This window comes from Shinella sp. 838 (genome assembly GCF_029623935.1).
Taxonomy (GTDB): Bacteria; Pseudomonadota; Alphaproteobacteria; order Rhizobiales; family Rhizobiaceae; genus Shinella.
Map to the genome: position 1 here is coordinate 631,801 of NZ_JARSBQ010000001.1, position 18,384 is coordinate 650,184.

16 protein-coding genes are annotated in these 18,384 nt (G+C 62.5%); 10 read left to right on the plus strand and 6 right to left on the minus strand.

What is annotated here, in order from left to right; all coding sequences use genetic code 11:
* Positions 1 to 33 precede the first annotated feature (33 nt).
* The 3 genes from choV to P9A16_RS03005 form a co-directional block, all read right to left on the minus strand.
* Entirely contained in the window at positions 34 to 1,074 is a 1,041-nt protein-coding gene (gene choV, locus P9A16_RS02995) for a choline ABC transporter ATP-binding protein (RefSeq protein ID WP_023515624.1), read from the minus strand.
* Positions 1,071 to 1,943: a choline ABC transporter permease subunit gene (choW, locus tag P9A16_RS03000; protein WP_023515623.1), complete on the minus strand. Its 873-nt coding sequence runs from the start codon at positions 1,941 to 1,943 to the stop codon at positions 1,071 to 1,073. Before choW ends, choV begins: the two co-directional genes overlap by 4 nt.
* A 150-nt stretch (positions 1,944 to 2,093) precedes the next feature.
* Positions 2,094 to 3,053, minus strand: coding sequence for a choline ABC transporter substrate-binding protein (locus P9A16_RS03005; RefSeq protein ID WP_023515622.1), 960 nt, complete (start codon positions 3,051 to 3,053; stop codon positions 2,094 to 2,096).
* Positions 3,054 to 3,282: 229 nt separating this feature from the next.
* Between P9A16_RS03005 and P9A16_RS03010 the strand changes: the two genes are divergently transcribed.
* The 9 genes from P9A16_RS03010 (at position 3,283) to P9A16_RS03050 (ending at position 13,803) form a co-directional block, all read left to right on the plus strand.
* A complete protein-coding gene (locus tag P9A16_RS03010) occupies positions 3,283 to 3,870 on the plus strand; it encodes a thymidine kinase (RefSeq protein WP_023515621.1) in 588 nt (195 codons plus the stop codon).
* Between the two features lie 29 nt (positions 3,871 to 3,899).
* Positions 3,900 to 4,277, plus strand: coding sequence for a c-type cytochrome (locus tag P9A16_RS03015; protein ID WP_023515620.1), 378 nt, complete (start codon positions 3,900 to 3,902; stop codon positions 4,275 to 4,277).
* A gap of 173 nt (positions 4,278 to 4,450) precedes the next feature.
* Positions 4,451 to 5,539, plus strand: a complete 1,089-nt coding sequence (locus P9A16_RS03020; protein ID WP_024270164.1) for a hypothetical protein — start codon at positions 4,451 to 4,453, stop codon at positions 5,537 to 5,539.
* 190 nt (positions 5,540 to 5,729) lie between these two features.
* A complete protein-coding gene (locus P9A16_RS03025; RefSeq protein WP_023516034.1) occupies positions 5,730 to 6,878 on the plus strand; it encodes a hypothetical protein in 1,149 nt (382 codons plus the stop codon).
* A 111-nt stretch (positions 6,879 to 6,989) separates the two neighbouring features.
* The gene (locus P9A16_RS03030; protein WP_023516033.1) at positions 6,990 to 8,900 is read left to right on the plus strand and encodes an AAA family ATPase; all 1,911 of its coding nucleotides are present in this window, start codon (positions 6,990 to 6,992) and stop codon (positions 8,898 to 8,900) included.
* 152 nt (positions 8,901 to 9,052) lie between these two features.
* Complete coding sequence (locus P9A16_RS03035; protein WP_023516032.1) at positions 9,053 to 9,457, plus strand: endonuclease domain-containing protein; 405 nt, start codon at positions 9,053 to 9,055, stop codon at positions 9,455 to 9,457.
* Positions 9,454 to 10,755, plus strand: a complete 1,302-nt coding sequence (locus tag P9A16_RS03040) for a DUF6638 family protein (protein ID WP_024270163.1) — start codon at positions 9,454 to 9,456, stop codon at positions 10,753 to 10,755. Before P9A16_RS03035 ends, P9A16_RS03040 begins: the two co-directional genes overlap by 4 nt.
* Positions 10,748 to 11,899: a DUF2333 family protein gene (locus P9A16_RS03045; protein WP_023514036.1), complete on the plus strand. Its 1,152-nt coding sequence runs from the start codon at positions 10,748 to 10,750 to the stop codon at positions 11,897 to 11,899. Before P9A16_RS03040 ends, P9A16_RS03045 begins: the two co-directional genes overlap by 8 nt.
* A gap of 224 nt (positions 11,900 to 12,123) precedes the next feature.
* The gene (locus P9A16_RS03050) at positions 12,124 to 13,803 is read left to right on the plus strand and encodes a formate--tetrahydrofolate ligase (RefSeq protein ID WP_023514037.1); all 1,680 of its coding nucleotides are present in this window, start codon (positions 12,124 to 12,126) and stop codon (positions 13,801 to 13,803) included.
* 151 nt (positions 13,804 to 13,954) lie between these two features.
* Here P9A16_RS03050 and P9A16_RS03055 read toward each other — a convergent pair whose 3' ends face one another.
* The 3 genes from P9A16_RS03055 to P9A16_RS03065 form a co-directional block, all read right to left on the minus strand.
* Positions 13,955 to 14,461, minus strand: coding sequence for a DUF1993 domain-containing protein (locus tag P9A16_RS03055; protein WP_023514038.1), 507 nt, complete (start codon positions 14,459 to 14,461; stop codon positions 13,955 to 13,957).
* Positions 14,462 to 14,563: 102 nt separating this feature from the next.
* Complete coding sequence (locus P9A16_RS03060) at positions 14,564 to 15,292, minus strand: extensin-like domain-containing protein (RefSeq protein WP_023514039.1); 729 nt, start codon at positions 15,290 to 15,292, stop codon at positions 14,564 to 14,566.
* A gap of 94 nt (positions 15,293 to 15,386) precedes the next feature.
* On the minus strand, positions 15,387 to 15,695 hold the full coding sequence (locus P9A16_RS03065) for a hypothetical protein (protein ID WP_024270162.1): 309 nt from the start codon (positions 15,693 to 15,695) through the stop codon (positions 15,387 to 15,389).
* 393 nt (positions 15,696 to 16,088) lie between these two features.
* Here P9A16_RS03065 and P9A16_RS03070 point away from each other — a divergent pair, with 393 nt between their 5' ends.
* Entirely contained in the window at positions 16,089 to 18,278 is a 2,190-nt protein-coding gene (locus P9A16_RS03070; RefSeq protein WP_023514857.1) for an anthranilate synthase, read from the plus strand.
* Positions 18,279 to 18,384: the final 106 nt, after the last annotated feature.

Here is an 18,384-nt window from a genome sequence, read left to right on the forward strand (position 1 = left end):
CGCTGCTCTATCTAATCCTTTCACGAAGGCCTGTCAGCCGCGCCGGCGGTGCCGCGTCAATCCGTTCACGATGTCCTGCGCGTTGATCGTGCCGACGACCGTGCCGTTGTCGACGACGCCGACATTGCCGGGCGTGCGGGCCATGGCATCGAGGATATCGACAAGCGGGGTCTGCGGCGTGGCGGTTGCCGTCACGCCGGCATCGCTGGAGGCGCCCTGCTGCATCACGTCGCCGGCCGTCAGCATGTTGATCGGGTTCATGTTCTGCACGAAGTCCGCGACATACTGGTTCGCCGGGTTCTTGACGATGTCCTGCGGTGTGCCGCACTGGATGATGCGCCCGCCTTCCATGATGGCAATGCGGTTGCCGATGCGGAAGGCCTCGTCGAGGTCGTGGCTGACGAAGAGGATGGTTTTCTTCAGCCGGCGCTGGAACTCCAGCAATTCGTCCTGAAGGCGCGTGCGGATCAGCGGGTCGAGTGCGGAGAAGGGCTCGTCCATGAGCAGGATCGGCGCGCCGGTGGCGAAGGCGCGGGCCAGTCCGACGCGCTGCTGCATGCCGCCCGACAGCTCGTTGACCTTGCGGCCCGCCCATTTGGCGAGGTTGACGAGTTCAAGCTGCTCGGCGACGCGTGCCTTGCGCTCCCGATCCGGCACGCCGGCAAGCTCGAGGCCGAAGCCGACATTGTCCGCGACCGTGCGCCAGGGCAAGAGCGCGAACTGCTGGAACACCATCGAGACGGTGTGCATGCGGAAATCGCGCAGCGCCTTCGGGGTTGCGGTGTAGGGGTTCACCGCGCCATTCCCGGCCTTCACCTGCACATCGCCGCGCACCACGGGCGCAAGCCCGTTGACGGCGCGCAGCAGCGTCGACTTGCCGGAGCCGGAAAGGCCCATCAGCACCAGGATCTCGCCCTCGGTGATCGAAAGCGTGGCATCCGCTACGCCGAGCACCAGGCCGGTCTCCGCGCCGATCTCGTCGCGGGTCTTGCCCGCATCGACCATGGCGAGCGCCTTCTGCGGGCTGTCGCCGAAGATGATGGAAACGTTCTTGAAGACGACGGAATCGGTCATTTGGCGTCTCCATCATCGGCGGCGCGGAAGAGACGGTCGAGGATGATCGCAAGGATCACGATGCACAGGCCCGCCTCGAAGCCCATGGAGATGTTCACGGTGTTGAGTGCGCGCACCACGGGAACGCCGAGCCCCTTGGCGCCGACGAGCGCGGCGATGACCACCATCGACAGCGACAGCATGATGGTCTGGGTAAGACCGGCCATGATCTGCGGCGTGGCATAAGGCAGCTCCACCTTGCGCAGCACCTGGCCCGGCGTTGCGCCGAAGGCCTGGGCGGCCTCCACCAGTGAGGGCGGCGTCGAGATGATGCCGAGGCGGGTGAGGCGGATCGGCGCCGGGATCGCGAAGATCACGGTGGCGATGAGGCCCGGCACCATGCCGAGGCCGAAGAGGATCAGCGCCGGGATGAGGTAGACGAAGGTCGGGATCGTCTGCATGAGGTCGAGGATCGGCCGGAGGATCGAATAGAACCACGGCCGCCGCGCCGCCGCGATGCCGAGCGGCACGCCGACCACCATGCTGACGCCGGTTGCCGCCAGAACGAGCGCCAGCGTCTCCGTCGTCTCCTTCCAGTAGCCCTGGTTCACGATGAGAAGCAGGCCAAGGAAGGTGAAGGCGGCGACGCCGATCGAACGGCGGAACCACCAGCTGAGACCTGTCACGAGTGCGATGAGGAACAGCGCATAGCCGAACTTGCCGCCGGCGCTGGAGAACGGCCCCTGCAACAGGAAGAGCACCGCATCGATGCCGGCTTGCAGGAAGACTTTCAGGAAGTCGAACAGTCCCTTGCCATTCGTCGTCAGCCAGCTGACGGCATCCTTGGCGATCGGGCCGATCGGAATTTTTGAGACGGTGAGCCAATCCACGGCAGTAAGCCTTCGTCTTGAGGTTGACGATGCGCAGCCGGAACGCCTGCGCAATCCGCAACGCAAAACCGCTCGCGCGCCTTTACGGGAATTGCAGTATCCGGAGGCAAGAAGGGCGGGAAAGTTTCCTTCCCGCCCTATTCTGGTCCGTTAGAGACCGAGTGCCGTTTTTGCGGCCGGCAGAGCCTCGCCGCTGCCGTCCTTGGTCGTCACGCCGGCAAGCCACGGCTCGATGGCGGCCGGGTTGGCCTTCAGCCACTCGGTGGCGGCCGTTTCCGGATCCTGTCCGTCGTTCAGGATCTTGCCCATGATCTGGTTTTCCATTTCCAGCGAGAACTTGAGGTTCTGCAGGAATTTGCCGACATTCGGGCATTCGGCGACGTAGCCCTTGCGCACGTTGGTGTAGACCGTCGCACCGCCGAAGTTCGGGCCGAAGATGTCGTCGCCGCCGGTGAGGTAGGTCAGCTTGAAGTTGGCGTTCATCGGGTGCGGTTCCCAGCCGAGGAAGACGACCGGTGTACCTTCCTGCTCGGCGCGGGCGACTTCCGCCAGCATGCCCTGTTCGGAGGATTCGACGACTTCGAAGCCGGTCAGCTCGAACTTGTTGGCCGAGACCATGTCGATGATCAGGCGGTTGCCGTCATTGCCCGGCTCGATGCCGTAGATCTTCGAGCCCAGCGCATCCTTCTGCTTGGCGATGTCGGCGAAATCCTTGATGCCGAGTTCGGCGCCCTTGGCGTTGGTCGCGAGCGTGTACTTCGCGCCCTCCAGGTTCTCGCGCACGGTCTCGACCGTGCCGTTCTCGCGGAACGGCTTGATGTCGGCTTCCTGGGTCGGCATCCAGTTGCCGAGGAAGACGTCGATGTCCTTGTTGCTGAGCGAGGTATAGGTGACGGGAACGGAAAGGACCGTTACTTCCGTCTCGTAGCCGAGACCCTTCAGGATGACGCTTGCGGTTGCGGTCGTGGCGGTGACGTCCGTCCAGCCCACGTCCGAGAAACGAACCTTGCCACAGCTTTCGGCTTCGGCGGCCGAGACATTGGCGGCGCCAAGCGCGAGGACGGAGACCGCTGCGGCAAGAAGGGTCTTGAATGGTGATGCAGACTTCATTTTATTGCTCCCCTTATAACTGGTGGTTTAGCCAATCATCAAAACGACATGCTTTCAAGCACCTTGGCGTAGCTGGAAGCCCCTGAAAGGTCCAATAAATTTCGGGCCTGTTCGCAATTTTGCACATGGATGTCGCAGAAGGCGGGCCGCGCGGTTTTCTGTGGTTTTCCGGCCTTTTCGACTGGAAAATCGTGTCCTGCCGGGTCATGAGGCAAGGACGGAGAAAATCATGGCCAAGCTCTATTTCAGTTACGCGACGATGAACGCGGGCAAGTCGACGCTGCTCCTGCAGGCGTCCTACAACTACCGCGAACGCGGCATGCGCACGGCGATCCTGATCGCCTCCTTCGACGACCGCGCCGGCCAGGGGCGGATCTCCTCGCGCATCGGCCTGACCTCGGAAGCCATCGCCTTCGACCATGCCGACGACCTCTACAAACATGTCGAGGACCTGAACGGCGATGGCGGGGGCGAGATCGCCTGCGTCTTCGTCGACGAGGCGCAGTTCCTTTCCGAAGAGCAGGTCTGGCAGCTTGCCCGCGTCGCCGACCGGCTGCACATACCCGTCATGGCCTATGGTCTGCGCACCGATTTCCAGGGCAAGCTTTTCCCCGGTTCGCAGGCGCTGCTCGCCATCGCCGACGAGTTGCGCGAGGTGCGCACCATCTGCCATTGCGGACGCAAGGCGACAATGGTCGTCCGGCTCGGCGCCGACGGCAAGGTGGCGCGGGAAGGCGCACAGGTGGAAATCGGCGGCAATGACAAGTACGTTTCCTATTGCCGCCGCCACTGGGACGACATCATGAACGCCGATTGACGGCGAAAGGGACGGCGAGGGGATAAACGATGAAGCATCTTTTTGCCCTGACGGCCGCCTTCCTCTGTCTTGCCGCCCCCGCGTCTGCGGAGGGCGATGCGGTTGCGGGGAAGATGGTCTTCAAGAAATGTGCACCCTGCCATTCCGTCGAGCCGGTCAACCGCGTCGGGCCAACGCTCGCCGGTATCGTCGGGCGGCCGGTCGCCTCCGTTGCGGACTATGAATATTCTGCAAGGATGCGAGCCTTCGCCGAGGGCGGCAGGGTGTGGAACGAGGCCTTGATCGCCGAATATCTGCTGTCGCCCAAGGCGATGGTGCCGGGCACCCGCATGACCTTCGCAGGCCTCAAGAAGATCGAGGACATTGCCAACCTCATCGCCTATCTGAAGGCGCCGGCAGGCTACTAGGCGCGAACCGAAATTTTTCGGCACCGGTCTTGCGGGCCGTCTGCGCTGTCCCACATGTTGTTCGGTAAAAGCGGTGGGCAGGTTCCTATCTGCCTGAATTCGTATAGTGTTGCCGCGATGGAATAAATCGGGCGGCGCAGACGTCTGCCGTGGAGAGTTTCAAGGGGACAAGCATGGCCACACTTCAGAACTTCGATGCGGAAATCGAGAAGACCCGCAGCGTCGTCAACCAGATGCGCAGCAAGATGGAGCAGTCGAGTGCCGTGCTCGACCAGTTCGCCAAGGCGGATACCAAGCTCGGTGACGTCAATTTCGACATTGAGAACGCCCGCATTTCCGATGTCATCAACCAGCAGAAGGTGATGGAGGGCAATATCGCCGATCTCATCATCGGGCTGGAGGATGCGACGAACATCTTCGGCACCGAATTCGAGAGCATGAAGAGCTATACGGGCTACGAAAAGTTCATCGGCATCTTCTCCAAGCAGAAGATGCAGCGCATGCGCACCGACCGTGTCCGCAACATGTCGCTCGCCGGCAACCTCCAGGAACTGCTCTCCAAGTCCGACACGATCGTCGGCATCCTCAAGGAGCAGAAGTCGATCCTCGACCAGCGCTACAAGACCTCTGAGGCGAGCCTCGTGCAGGTGATCGAGCGGCGCAAGGGAACGATGGTGAACCTTGAGGCGACCCAGAAGCGCATCGAGGAGCTGAACCCGATGCTGATGGACCTCGAAAACCGCATCGCCGCCTCGACCGACCAGAAGAGCCGCACGGAACTCGAAGGCGAGCGTTCTGCGCTTGCGACCGAATACAACATGATGCAGGCGAAGGAGCAGGAGCTGCTCGCTGAAAGCCAGACGCTGGAGCGCTACACCTCGATGTTCCAGACCTTCGTCGATTCGCTCAACAACCAGATCGCCGCGCAGAACACGCTGATCAACAAGCTGACCATCGATACCGAGCAGCGCATCGTGCTCTACAAGGCGCTGGAAGATTCGTTGAAGACGGCCGCCCAGCAGGATGTGGCGCACAAGATCAACACGCTCGGTTCGCAGGTCGATACCGCAGCGGAAGAGACCATGGCCGGCATCGGCTCGGCCGCCCAGCGCCATATCGGCGACCTTCTCGAAATGCACGAGAAGAACATGCTGTCGACCCAGGACATCCAGCGCCGCAAGAAGCTCGCCGACGATGCTTTCGCGCGGCGCTTCCAGGCCGTGATGGACAAGCACAACACCGCCAATTACGTGAAGCAGTGATGGTTGCAGGCATGCCATGGCCCCTCACCCTAACCCTCTCCCCGCGAGCGGGGAGAGGGGACTTGCCCCATGAACGGCTGTTGGATGGGGAAAGGCGTGCGGCATATCTCCTTCGCCCCGTTTACGGGGCGAAGGTGGCCGGCAGGCCGGATGAGGGGCGACTGCGGACCGCCCGCGAGGATGCTGCGCCATGAACGCCTCTGCCGACAGCGCCGTCGCGCAATATTTCTCCACCATCCGCGCCGCCCTTGGCGGGCTGGAAATCTTCCTTGCCGACCGCAACTCGCCACTCTACCGCAACTCCGTGGTGGGCGAGATCGTCGTGCCCTATCTTGCCAGGCTGAAGGCCTCCTTCGCCTGCTGGGAAAACCGCATCGGCTTCGTCCAGCAGTTCCGCGTGTCGCGCGCCGAGAGCGGCTTTCCGGTGTTTCAGAATGTGCTGGAGCTGGAAAACGACCGGCAGAGCGCGGAAAAACGGCTTGCTGCGATCCCGAACGCCGACCAGCTGCGCGGCGAGATGGCGGATTTCATCCTGCGCCAGAAGGCCTTTCCGAGCGACCTCCAGGCACGCATGGCCGAACGGCTCTATCTGGAGCAGATCGGCAAGGGCGACATCTTCTCGCCCTTCGTGCTGCCGGAAACGATCCGCGTGGCGGTCAATCCAAAGACCATGCGACCCTACTATGTCGTGTGCTGGGGCGCTTTCGACGGCACGGCGACATTGCCGATGGTCTATATGGCGACCATCGAGGATTCGGGCGAAAACGTCATCAACATGCTGGTGACGAAAGACGGCAAGCTCAATCCGGACGTGGACATTCCGCTGCCGGTCGGCGGCCTGCTCAATCCCGAGCTTGCCAGCCGCTTCGACGATTTTGCGCTGAAGAACAGCGCTTACTCGCTGACACCGGCGACCATCGCCACCAATCTCGACAAGGATTTCCCGACGCTGCACCCCAAGCAGTTGCGCCGCATCGTGCTGGGCCCGTTCTATTCGGCCGGAATCACCGAGAACAACGAACGGGTCAACGAGATCCTTTCCAAGGTGAGGAAGCCGGAAAATGCCTGGCTTTTGACCTGGACGGTGCAGGAGGTCTTTTCCAAGGCCGAGCGGCCGGCGCAAAAGGGGTTCTGGAGTTCCACCCCGGCGCAGGAGGAGTTCCACATCGAGACCAACGATCTCGAGGCCGCCCGCATGGGTGTCAGCGCCTACGAGAAACACGCGCTGGTGCCGCACGATGCCTATCAGGCGCTCTATGCCGCCGGCGAGACCGCCGGCATTTTCGGCGCTTACAAGGTGCACGTGATCTCGGGCAACCAGGTGATCAGCGAAGGCTAGGCTCTCCTCTCGCCTCGTCGGCCTTGTTGAACACCGGCTGCAAACGGCTCCGCGGAGCCTAAAATCTCTCGGTGGCTCTTCGTCGCCGAATTTTCGGAAGGACTGAGACCGATGAGCCTCAATGCCGGACTGACGACGATCCACGAAGACGATATCACCAAGCACCAGGTGACGGCGCAGAGCCTCGTCACAAAGCTCGTCATCCTCGAAAGCGAAGACGGCAAGAGCGGCACGGCGCTCGCCGGCACCGGCCGGCGTTTCGTCTCCACCGTCTCGACCGCCGGCACAAGACGCACGCGTGAGGTGGAACTCGCAAAAACCATCCAGTCCGTGCATGCAGCCGATCCGCTGCTGACGCCGCAGCAGCATGCCGTGCTCTTCCGCTCCCGCCGTGGGCTGCAGGTGGCGCTGGCGGTGACGGATGCGTTTTCCCGCCAGACCAATCTGGAGGGCCTGCAGGCGCGCAATCTCGCTTCGCCGCTGGCGGGCGACGAGGCCAACCAGTTCAAGGCGCTGCTTTCCGCCTCCGCCTACATTGCCGCCTTTACCTTCGCCGCCTATCTCGGCGCGACGCTGCCGGGCGAGGGGGAGCCGGTGGAGGACGGCGGCGAGCCGGATTATCTCTTCGATACGCCGCAGGATGCCTTGAAAAGCATGGTCGCCGGTCTTGACCGCACGCTTGCCGGGGCGCCTGACGATGCGGCGCTCATCAGCCGTGCCCGCGCCTTTTCGCGCGTTGCCATCGAGGGGCTGATCGGGCGTCGCGCGCGCTTCACCGGCCTTGCCGGCTTCGAGAACGCCCATATCCGCATCGAGCAGGACGATTTCACGCTTTCCGGTTTCGACGTTGCGCCCGGACAGAAGCGCAAGCCGCTCACGATGACCTTCAAGAAACCGGAGGAGATCATCGGCAACCACATCGCCAAATACCAGGCGATGAAGCTTGCCAAGATGCTGGTCGCCTATGATTTCGAGCGCCAGCTCAACCCCTTTGTCGAACTCGGCGGCTTCCTCTTCACTTTCATTGGCGACGGCATGCCGGGCACCGGCAAGACGATCCTCATCCAGATGCTCGCCGGCCTCGTCAACGGCTACTGCCAGACCGCCGGCTATGCCTTCCACTACGAGAATTTCGGCGTCGACCAGATCTCGTCCTACCAGGGCAAATCCGGCCAGAACTGCAAGGAATTCGTCAACAACGTCATTAATCCCAAGGCGATCGGGTTCGGCACGATCGATGATGTCGACCAGGTGGCCGCGAAACGGTCCGACGACCGCGCCTCCGCCGGCCAGCACGAAGTCACCGCCGTTTTGATGGAGAGCTTTGCCGGCGCCTCGACCGTGGTGCGCGGCAACTGCACCTTCGGCATGTTCTCCAACTACCCGGAAAATGTCGATGACGCGCTCCGCCAGCGCGCCGGCGCGCGGTGGCTTGTCGACGGGCCGCAGACCGAGGACGACTATATCGACATCTTCGCCATGCTGGTCGGCAAAAACCATGCGATCCCGCTCGGCGGGCACACGCTTTTCGAGGGACAGGAGATCAAGCGTGCGGTCTCCACCTCCTATGGGCAGCATGCCAAACCGCAGGAAGACGGCCTGCTTGCCGTCTGGGAGATGCACGAGAAGGAGCACGGCGCGATCAAGACGCTCGCCGATATCGGCGCCTATCTGCACCGCATCAAGATTGCCGAACCGCGTTTTACCGGCCGCGCCGTCAAGAACATCACCGATGCCATCAAGATGCGCGCCATGGACGTGGAGCTACCGGACGACTGGTTCGCGACGGCCGGCGCTTTCATGCACAAGGGCTACGACGAGAAGAAGGCGATGATCGAGGAGCTGCGCGGGCCGATCACCATGGAGATGGTGCTCCAGGAGATCAACCGCTACGCCGACAGCGAATTCCGCTACACCGACAAATCCGACGACGCTGCCGTTTCGGACATCATCCGCCGCGAACGCCAGCGTGAAAAGGCGATCCACGAGATCGAGACGATGAAGGCGGAGGGGCGGTGGTGATCGCGGGAGTGCCCCTCATCCGGCCTGCCGGCCACCTTCTCCCCGCAAGCGGGGAGAAGGGATTTGCGGTAATGGGTTCCCCCGATCAACAGCCTTTTGCGGGATATGTTCCCTCTCCCCGCTTGTGGGGAGAGGGTTAGGGTGAGGGGCAAATGCGCGGCGCAAACGAGCGAAAGACCGTCAAGGCCCGCCGACTGCGCCAAGTCGACAATGATGCAGAGGCATTGCTTTGGTCCGACTTGCGTGGCCGTCGTCTGAACGGTCTCAAGTTTGTGCGGCAATTCGCGATCGGGCCATACTATGCTGACTTTGCGTGCCGGGAGAAAATGCTGGTGGTCGAGGTTGACGGGAGCCAGCATGTCGGTAGTGAGTATGACCAGAAACGAAATGAATTCATGCGCATAAATGGCTGGTCAGTTGCCCGCTTCTGGAACGTTGATGTAATAGGAGAGCGCGAGGCTGTGTTGGAAACGATTTTGGCAGCGTGTGAAGGGCGTCTTTCCGAGCGCGTATCGGCAGCGGACTTTACATATCTGCCTGCAGCGGAGCGCCCATGAAACGCCTCCTCGAAGCCGAATTGATCTATGGCCGGCTGCTGCCGGTCGATGAGCCGCATCTCGTCGAGCGCTACAACAAGGCGCTCGACGGGTTCGGCATCAAGCGCACCGCTCTGACCAGCTTCCGCATCGACATGACCGGGTTTTCGCCTGAAATCGCCGACGAACTCGGTGATCGGGACTACCTCGATCCGAACCGCGTCAACCGCCGCTTCGTCATCATGACGCCGGAGCAGGTGAACCTGCCGGTGGTGCATACGAGCTTTTCCAACACCGCCGCCCTGATGCACGAGTTCTTCTCGGCCAATGCGCGGGCGATCAACGCCATCACCATCCGCGATGCGCTCTATGGCGAGATCGAGGATTCCGTTTCCGTCGTCAACGACATCGACGACCTGCTGTCGATCAACGAGGTGCGCTTCAAGGTGCTCTCCGCCGAGGACATGCTGGGCAAGGCGGCGGAGCTGCGCGGGCTGGTCGATCGGCTGAAGACCGTACCGAATGCCTGGTCGGATGACACCATGCTCAATCGCATGGTGGAGCTTGCCAAGCAGACCGGCGACATCCGCCAGAACGCGCTGGTGCCGGACCAGCTCGTCTTCCGCCACGAAGCCTATTGGGCGAACCATTTCGGCGGCGTCTATGTCTTCCTCGACGACAAGACGACGACGGTCATCTGCGATCCCTCCGTGCCTGGCTTCCGCCGCTCGCGGCCCTGGCAGGTGAGCTATATCGCGCTCGACGATCACAAGCGCATCTTCGATTTCCTGGCTTCCACCAAACGGCTGGAGCTGCCGCGCGCCTCGTGGGTGGAGCCGTCCGGCCTTTTCCAGCATCGCGCGGAGATGACGGTCGTCGGCCTCGTCAACCGGGGCGATCCGACCGCCGATCTCGAAAAGGCCGACCGCATCTGGCTGCAGACCTGGATGCACCGCAACGCCGAGCTCGTGGCGCGCGACGGGACCTACCCCTTCCTGCAGGAGGCGATCCGTACCGTCGCGTCGACGGGCGAGATCAAGATCAACGAGGTATCGCCGGAGCGGCGCTTCATGCTGGTGCGCGCCGCACCGGCGCACCCGGACCAGTGGCTGGTCAACCGCCTGATTTCGCAGATGGTTCCCTACGATTTCGTCTCCCGCTTCGTCTTCGACAAGCAGGGATTCTACGCCGCCTACGAACAATACAGCGAAAAGTTCCGCGCCTATGTTGTGACGACGTTGACGCGGACCTATCTGCAGGACAAGGCTGCCTTCCGCAGGAAACTATTCGGTATCAAAGAGGACGACGCCCATGCTTGACCCGATCGTCGCGTTTTTCCAACGCATCTTCGCGGCCATCGGCCGGGGCATCGGCCTCGTGATCGCCTGGATCCTCTGGCCGTTCATGACGGTGACGAACTGGTATCGGGCACGCGGCTGGATCATCAAGGGGCCGATCGGCATCGGCCTTCTCGTGCTCATCGGCTTCTACGCCTATTTCATCTGGCAGACCCAGATGTGGAGCGGCTTCAACCCCGACTACGTCAACAGCTACAACCTTGCCCAGCGCAAACAGGATGCCGGTACGGCCGCCTCGGGCGCCCAGGCGACAACGCCGGCAACGGGCGAGGTTGCCGAGCCGGAGCCGAAGACCTGCGTGCGCTCGGCGATCGTCGACGTCACGGCCGATCTCATCGACTACAATGTCGACCAGAATGCCTGGATCTCCTCCATGCTGCTCTACAAGCTTGGGCTCTTCGGCCTCGACTGGGACAAGACGCCCTGGTTCGACAACAAGGCCTCGTTCCAGCGCGGCATCAACCAGGCGGTCCGCCGCACGGCGGTGGAGCTCGTCGATTCGCTTGGCCGCGTGCGCGGCACTTCGGGCATCAATGCCGATCTCCAGCGCGCCCGCGGCAATATCCAGTTCGATGAGGAAACCTGGTATTTCGGCTCGGATTCGCTGCTGCCGAAGACCCCGACGCCGAACTACTATCGCACGGCCATGGCGGACCTGCGCAAGTTCAACGCCTCGCTCGAAGCCTGTGACGCGATCTTCGACGGCCGCTCGGACAACCTGATCGAATTCCTCGACCGCATCGCCAACGATATCGGCTCGACTTCGGCCATCATTCGCGAGCGGTCGGAGTTCCACAATGGCGGCTGGTTCGATACGCGTGCCGACGACCGTTTCTGGTTCGCCTATGGCCAGCTCTACGGTTACTACGGCATCCTCGCCGCTGCCGGTGCGGATTTCGACGCCGTCATCAAGGCACGCGGCATCGAGCCGCTCTGGGTGGAGAGCATCAAGCAGCTGCGGTCCGCGCTGAACATCCAGCCGGCAATCATTTCGAACGGCCGCGAAGACGGGTGGATCATGCCGACGCATCTAGCCACGATGGGCTTCTACATTCTGCGCGTGCGCTCAAATCTCGTCGAAATGCGCGATGTGCTGGCGCGATAAATAAGACAGAGCTTTTAAAGTGGCGCGCGTCGGATAACGCGCGCCGCTTTCGTTTCAGGCGCAAATTTATCTCCGTGTGTCGCTTCTGGTCTAGCGGGCGGCAAAACCCGGTGTGGCATCGCCACGGGCTTCACGGTGAAATGGCGCGCCAGACAAGGAAGGAAGCACCGCCTTCGGGGGAGGAGCCCGGTTGCGGTAGCAGTGCCGAAAGGGAGCGACACCGCATGGCCGACGTGAAATCCGATATCGAAATAGCCCGCGCCGCAAAGAAGAGGCCGATCCTGGAGATCGGCGAAAAGCTCGGCATTCCCGCCGAGCATCTGTTGCCCTATGGCCATGACAAGGCGAAGATCAGCGCCGAGTTCATTGCCGGGCAGAAGGGCAAGAAGAACGGCAAGCTGATCCTCGTCACCGCGATCAATCCCACGCCGGCCGGCGAGGGCAAGACGACGACGACGGTCGGCCTTGGCGACGGCCTCAACCGTATCGGCAAAAAGGCGATCACCTGTATCCGCGAGGCCTCGCTCGGGCCGTGCTTCGGCGTGAAGGGCGGAGCGGCTGGTGGCGGTTACGCGCAGGTCGTGCCGATGGAGGACATGAACCTTCACTTCACGGGTGACTTCCACGCCATCACCTCGGCACACAACCTGCTTTCCGCGCTCATCGACAACCACATCTACTGGGGCAACGAGCAGAACATCGACATCCGCCGCATCGCCTGGCGGCGTGTCATGGACATGAACGACCGGGCGCTGCGCCACATCGTCGCCTCGCTCGGCGGGGTTGCCAACGGTTATCCGCGCGAGACGGGTTTCGACATCACGGTTGCCTCGGAGGTCATGGCGATCCTCTGCCTTGCGACGGACCTGAAGGATCTCGAAAAACGTCTGGGCAGCATCATCGTCGGCTATCGCCGAGACAAGTCGCCGGTCTTTGCCCGGGACATCAAGGCGGACGGCGCGATGACGGTGCTGCTGAAAGATGCCATGCAGCCGAACCTCGTGCAGACGCTGGAGAACAATCCGGCTTTCGTGCATGGCGGCCCCTTCGCCAACATCGCGCACGGCTGCAATTCGGTTGTCGCAACCACGACGGCGCTGAAACTCGCCGACTATGTGGTGACGGAAGCCGGTTTCGGCGCCGATCTCGGGGCGGAAAAATTCTTCGACATCAAGTGCCGCAAGGCCGGGCTGAAGCCGGACGCGGCGGTGATCGTCGCCACCGTGCGCGCCATGAAGATGAACGGGGGCGTGAAGAAAGACGATCTTGGCCGGGAAAACATCGATGCGGTGAAAAAGGGCTGCGCGAATCTCGGTCGTCATGTGCAGAACGTCAAGAAATTCGGCGTGCCCGTCGTCGTCGCCATCAACCATTTCATCTCGGACACGGATGCGGAAATCCAGGCGGTGAAGGACTATGTCGCGACGCTCGGCGCCGAGGCGATCCTCTGCCGGCACTGGGCGCTCGGCTCGGCCGGCATCGAGAACCTTGCGCGCAAGGTGGTGGAGCTGGCCGAATCCGGATTGTCGCAGTTCTCGCCGCTCTATCCCGACGAGATGCCGCTGTTCCAGAAGATCGAGACCATCGCCAAGGACATCTACCATGCCGGCGAGGTGATCGCGGACAAGTCGGTGCGCGACCAGTTGCGTATCTGGGAGGAGCAGGGCTACGGCAACCTGCCGGTCTGCATGGCCAAGACGCAATATTCCTTCTCGACCGACCCGAACCTGCGTGGCGCGCCCTCGGGCCATACGGTGCCGGTGCGCGAAGTGCGCCTTTCGGCCGGTGCCGGTTTCGTCGTCGTCATCACCGGCGAGATCATGACCATGCCGGGCCTGCCGAAGGTGCCGTCGTCGGAAAAGATCTTCCTCAACGAGGAAGGTTTTATCGAGGGGCTGTTCTGAGGCGGGACCAAGGTCTGGCCGCCATTGCTCGCGTATATCACGCCACCCTCTTTCTCCGTCATCCTCGGGTCGAGCCAAGGATGACGGAGGAGGGTGGGGGGCATTGAAAAACAGAGTCTAAGCCGGGCGCCCACCGCGCTTTGGGAAGGCCTTACGCCCGCCCAAGATAGTCCAGCTTGCCCACTGCGACGCCATTGTGGCGCAGGATCGCGTAGGCGGTCGTCAGGTGGAAGTAGAAGTTCGGCAGGGCGAAGGTGAGGAGATAGTCCCTGCCGGAGGAGCTCAGCTCTCCGCCGCGTGTCTTTACCACGACGGTGCGGTCCTCCGCGCCTTCGAAGGCGGCTTCCGGCACGCTGGCGAGATAGGCCGTGGTCTTCTCGATGCGGGCGCGCAGATCAGCCATTGTGGTTTCGTCATCGGCAAAGCTCGGTGCCGCCGTGCCGGTCAGGCGCGCGGCGGCGCCCTTTGCGGTGTCGCTCATGCGCTGGATCTGGCCGGCAAGCGAAAGCATGTCCGGTGCTAGGCGGGCATTGACCAGAATTTCCGGTTTGATCTTGTTGTCTTCAGCGAAGGCCTCGGCCTTGTCGAGCAGCTTGGCGAGCACGGTAAAGCCACGCTGGAAGGCCGGGATGGAGAGATCGTAGGGGGTGATGGACATGGCGGGAACCTTGTTGGGCAGAAAGGACGAAAGGCCGGAAGGCCCCGCCTGAAATAGGGCTGCCACCCGGGCTTTTCAGGAGCCGGCTGAAATATAATCCTCCTACCAGCAATAGCGGTAGCCGCCGCGCCGGTCCTTCACGTCGAGATGCAGGTGGTTCTGGTGTGCCGCGTCGCTGCCGGGGTCGAGCACCGTGGTGAAGTAGAGGCAGGCTGCCTCCGTGATGGTGCGCTGGAACGCGCCTTCGAGGGTCGGCTCCTTGTCCGCCGGGCGGATCGTGACGGTCTTGCCGCTTTTCAGCGTAAAGCCGGCAATGTCCACGGCGTTGCCGAAGGCGTGTTCGGAGATCTTGCCGTCCTCGGCGTTGTTGCGGTTGCGGCAGACATAAGCCGAGGCCTGGGAGAGCATGGTGACGGTTTCGCCGGGCATGGCGGCTTGGAGGGACGGTTTCACCGATCCCTCCATCCAGCGGGCGAGCTGTAGCGCAGTTTCGCAGCGGATCGTCGCTGCGGGCTCGACCTTGATGCCGCCCGGCAGGGTCTCGAGCAGGACGGGCCTGTCGATGCCGCAGGCCTTGCCGTGGTTGACGGCGGGCGCCGCCTTGAAACCGGCCCCGACGGTCTTCAGTGCCGCCAGGCAGGCGGCTTCCTCTGTGTCGTCCTCCCGCGGGCGCTCCTTTGCCTTCTCCGCATTGTCTTCCGCCTTGCGCTCGGCTTCTGCCGAAGCCTTTCCGGAGCCTTCTTCGGATTCCTGTTGCGGCCTTGCTATGGGCAGGGGGCCGTCCTTCGGCAGGTCGGCGGCGCCGGCCAGAATGAGGAGGGCGGCGAGCATGGCTGGTCGGTGGAGTGTGACGATGGTTCCGTCTCCCGGCTGACAAGATCAGCGGGGAAACGCCGGAAACCGGATTTGGTTGCCGGCGGAGCGGTCAGATGCCCGCGCCGTTTGTGATTTCCATCAGCGGACGGGACTGGGCGGTATAGTCGCCGATGATCGTGCGCACCCGCTGAATGAGGTGAACGCTGTCGCCGCCGTCATTGTCTTCGATGAGGTCGAGGAAAAGGCCGACCAGGGTGTGGGCCTCGTCGGCATTGCGTGGTTCGTACCGGTAGAGGGTGTCGAAGGCACGGGCGATCCTGCCGTCCAGCCTTGTGAACTCCGGTGTTTCATAGTCCGCGATCGTTTCCGCAAGCAGGATCTGCATTTCGCGGAACTGTTCCACCATGATGGAGACCATGGGTTCTTGCCTTGATGTCGATGGTTTATCGTGCGCCATTAGCATATGCTCACGGAAGGGGCAAACCTCCAGGCATGGCGAATTCTCGCCATATTGACGGATTGTTTCGCCGCCCTGGTCCGATGCGCAGCAAGCGCGATGCCGGGTGATGCGAGGGCGCAACATCCGGAATACCGTGTCGCGCGGGCCGCAATCGGCCTTGCGTGCGCCTGCACTTCACGCTAACACTCCGCTCATGGAAAAGATGATCAACATCGCTGGTTGGTGGTGGGCTCGCTGAGGCGGCCTTGACCAGTCATGCGTGATTGAGACGACAAGCCGCCCGGAACCTTCGAGGCGGCTTTTTCTTTTTGGGCCGCCGTCACGGGACCGGGCCTGAAACGGAGTTGGGGAATGGCCACGAAAATTCTGGAAGATGGTGCCGAAGCCTACGAGACGAGGGGCGGGGTTACCGTCACACGTCGTCGCCGCGCCGCCGACTATGCCCATGCGATTTCCGCCTATGTCGACAAGCTTGACGAACGGCGCGGCGCGGTTTTCTCGTCGAACTACGAATATCCCGGTCGCTATACCCGCTGGGACACCGCCGTCGTCGATCCGCCGCTCGGCATCTCCTCTTTCGGCCGCGCGGTCTGGATCGAGGCCTACAACGCCCGCGGTACCGTACTGCTCGCCTTCATCGCCGACCGTCTGGCGGAGGTGCCGGAACTGGCGCTCGGCGCCCGTACGGAAAACCGCCTCGATCTCGAGGTGAAGCTGCCCGACCGGGTCTTCACCGAGGAAGAGCGTTCCAAGATGCCGACGGTCTTCACCGTGCTACGCGCCGTCACCGATCTCTTCCATTCGGACCAGGATGCCAGCCTCGGCCTTTACGGCGCCTTCGGCTACGATCTCGCCTTCCAGTTCGATGCGATCGACCTGAAGCTCAAGCGGCCGGACGACCAGCGTGACATGGTGCTCTTCCTGCCCGACGAGATCCTCGTCGTCGACCACTACGCCGCCAAGGCCTGGATCGACCGCTATGATTTTTCCAAGGACGGCACTTCGACGGAAGGCAAGGGCGAGGCGATCGCACCCGAGCCATTCCAGACCGTTGACGTGATTCCGCCGCATGGTGATCATCGCCCCGGCGAATATGCTGAGCTCGTCGTCAAGGCGAAGGAAAGTTTTCGGCGCGGCGACCTCTTCGAAGTGGTTCCGGGCCAGAAATTCTTCGAGCGCTGCGAAAGCAAGCCGTCGGAAATTTCCCGCCGGCTCAAGGCGATCAACCCGTCGCCCTATTCCTTCTTCATCAATCTCGGCAACCAGGAATATCTCGTCGGCGCCTCGCCGGAAATGTTCGTGCGCGTGTCCGGCCGCCGCATCGAGACCTGCCCGATCTCGGGCACGATCAAGCGCGGCGACGATCCGATTGCCGATTCGGAACAGATCCTGAAACTGCTCAATTCCAAAAAGGACGAATCCGAACTGACCATGTGCTCGGACGTCGACCGCAACGACAAGAGCCGCGTCTGCGAGCCGGGTTCGGTCAAGGTCATCGGCCGTCGGCAGATCGAGATGTATTCGCGCCTCATCCACACGGTCGACCATATCGAGGGGCGCCTGCGCGACGACATGGATGCCTTCGACGGCTTCCTCTCGCATGCCTGGGCCGTCACGGTCACGGGAGCGCCGAAACTCTGGGCGATGCGCTTCATCGAGGCGCATGAGAAGAGCCCGCGGGCGTGGTATGGTGGGGCGATCGGTATGGTCGGCTTCAACGGTGACATGAACACGGGCCTGACGCTGCGCACCATCCGCATCAAGGATGGCATCGCGGAGGTGCGTGCCGGTGCCACGCTGCTCTACGATTCCAACCCCGAGGAAGAAGAAGCCGAAACCGAACTGAAGGCCTCCGCCATGATCTCCGCCATCCGCGACGCCAGGTCCGGCAATTCCGCAAAAGTCCAGCGTGACGTTGCGGCCGTCGGCGCTGGGGTCAATATCCTGCTCGTCGACCACGAGGACAGTTTCGTCCACACGCTCGCCAACTACTTCCGCCAGACGGGTGCGACGGTGACGACCGTGCGCACGCCGGTTCCCGAGGAGGTGTTCGATCGCATCAAGCCCGACCTCGTCGTGCTTTCGCCTGGACCGGGCACGCCGAAGGATTTCGACTGCAAGGCGACGATCAAGAAGGCGCGGGCGCGCAACCTGCCGATCTTCGGGGTCTGCCTCGGCCTGCAGGCGCTTGCCGAGGCCTATGGCGGTGAACTGCGCCAGCTCGCCATCCCCATGCACGGCAAGCCGTCGCGCATCCGCGTGCTGGAGCCGGGCGTTGTCTTCTCCGGTCTCGGCCGCGAGGTGACGGTCGGCCGCTACCATTCGATCTTCGCCGATCCGGCCACGCTGCCGCGTGATTTCATCATCACGGCGGAAAGCGAGGACGGCACGATCATGGGTATCGAGCATGCCAGCGAGCCGGTGGCGGCGGTGCAGTTCCACCCGGAATCGATCATGACGCTCGGCCAGGATGCCGGTATGCGCATGATCGAGAACGTGGTGGCGCACCTTTCGAAAAAAGCGAAGGTAAAAGCCGCCTGAGGCTTTGACAAAACGGCCGAACTGGCCGATATCGACCCCAAGAGAAAACCGCGTGCACGACCCCGTGCGCGCGGTTTTGCGTTGATGGACCAGGCTTTTTGCAACT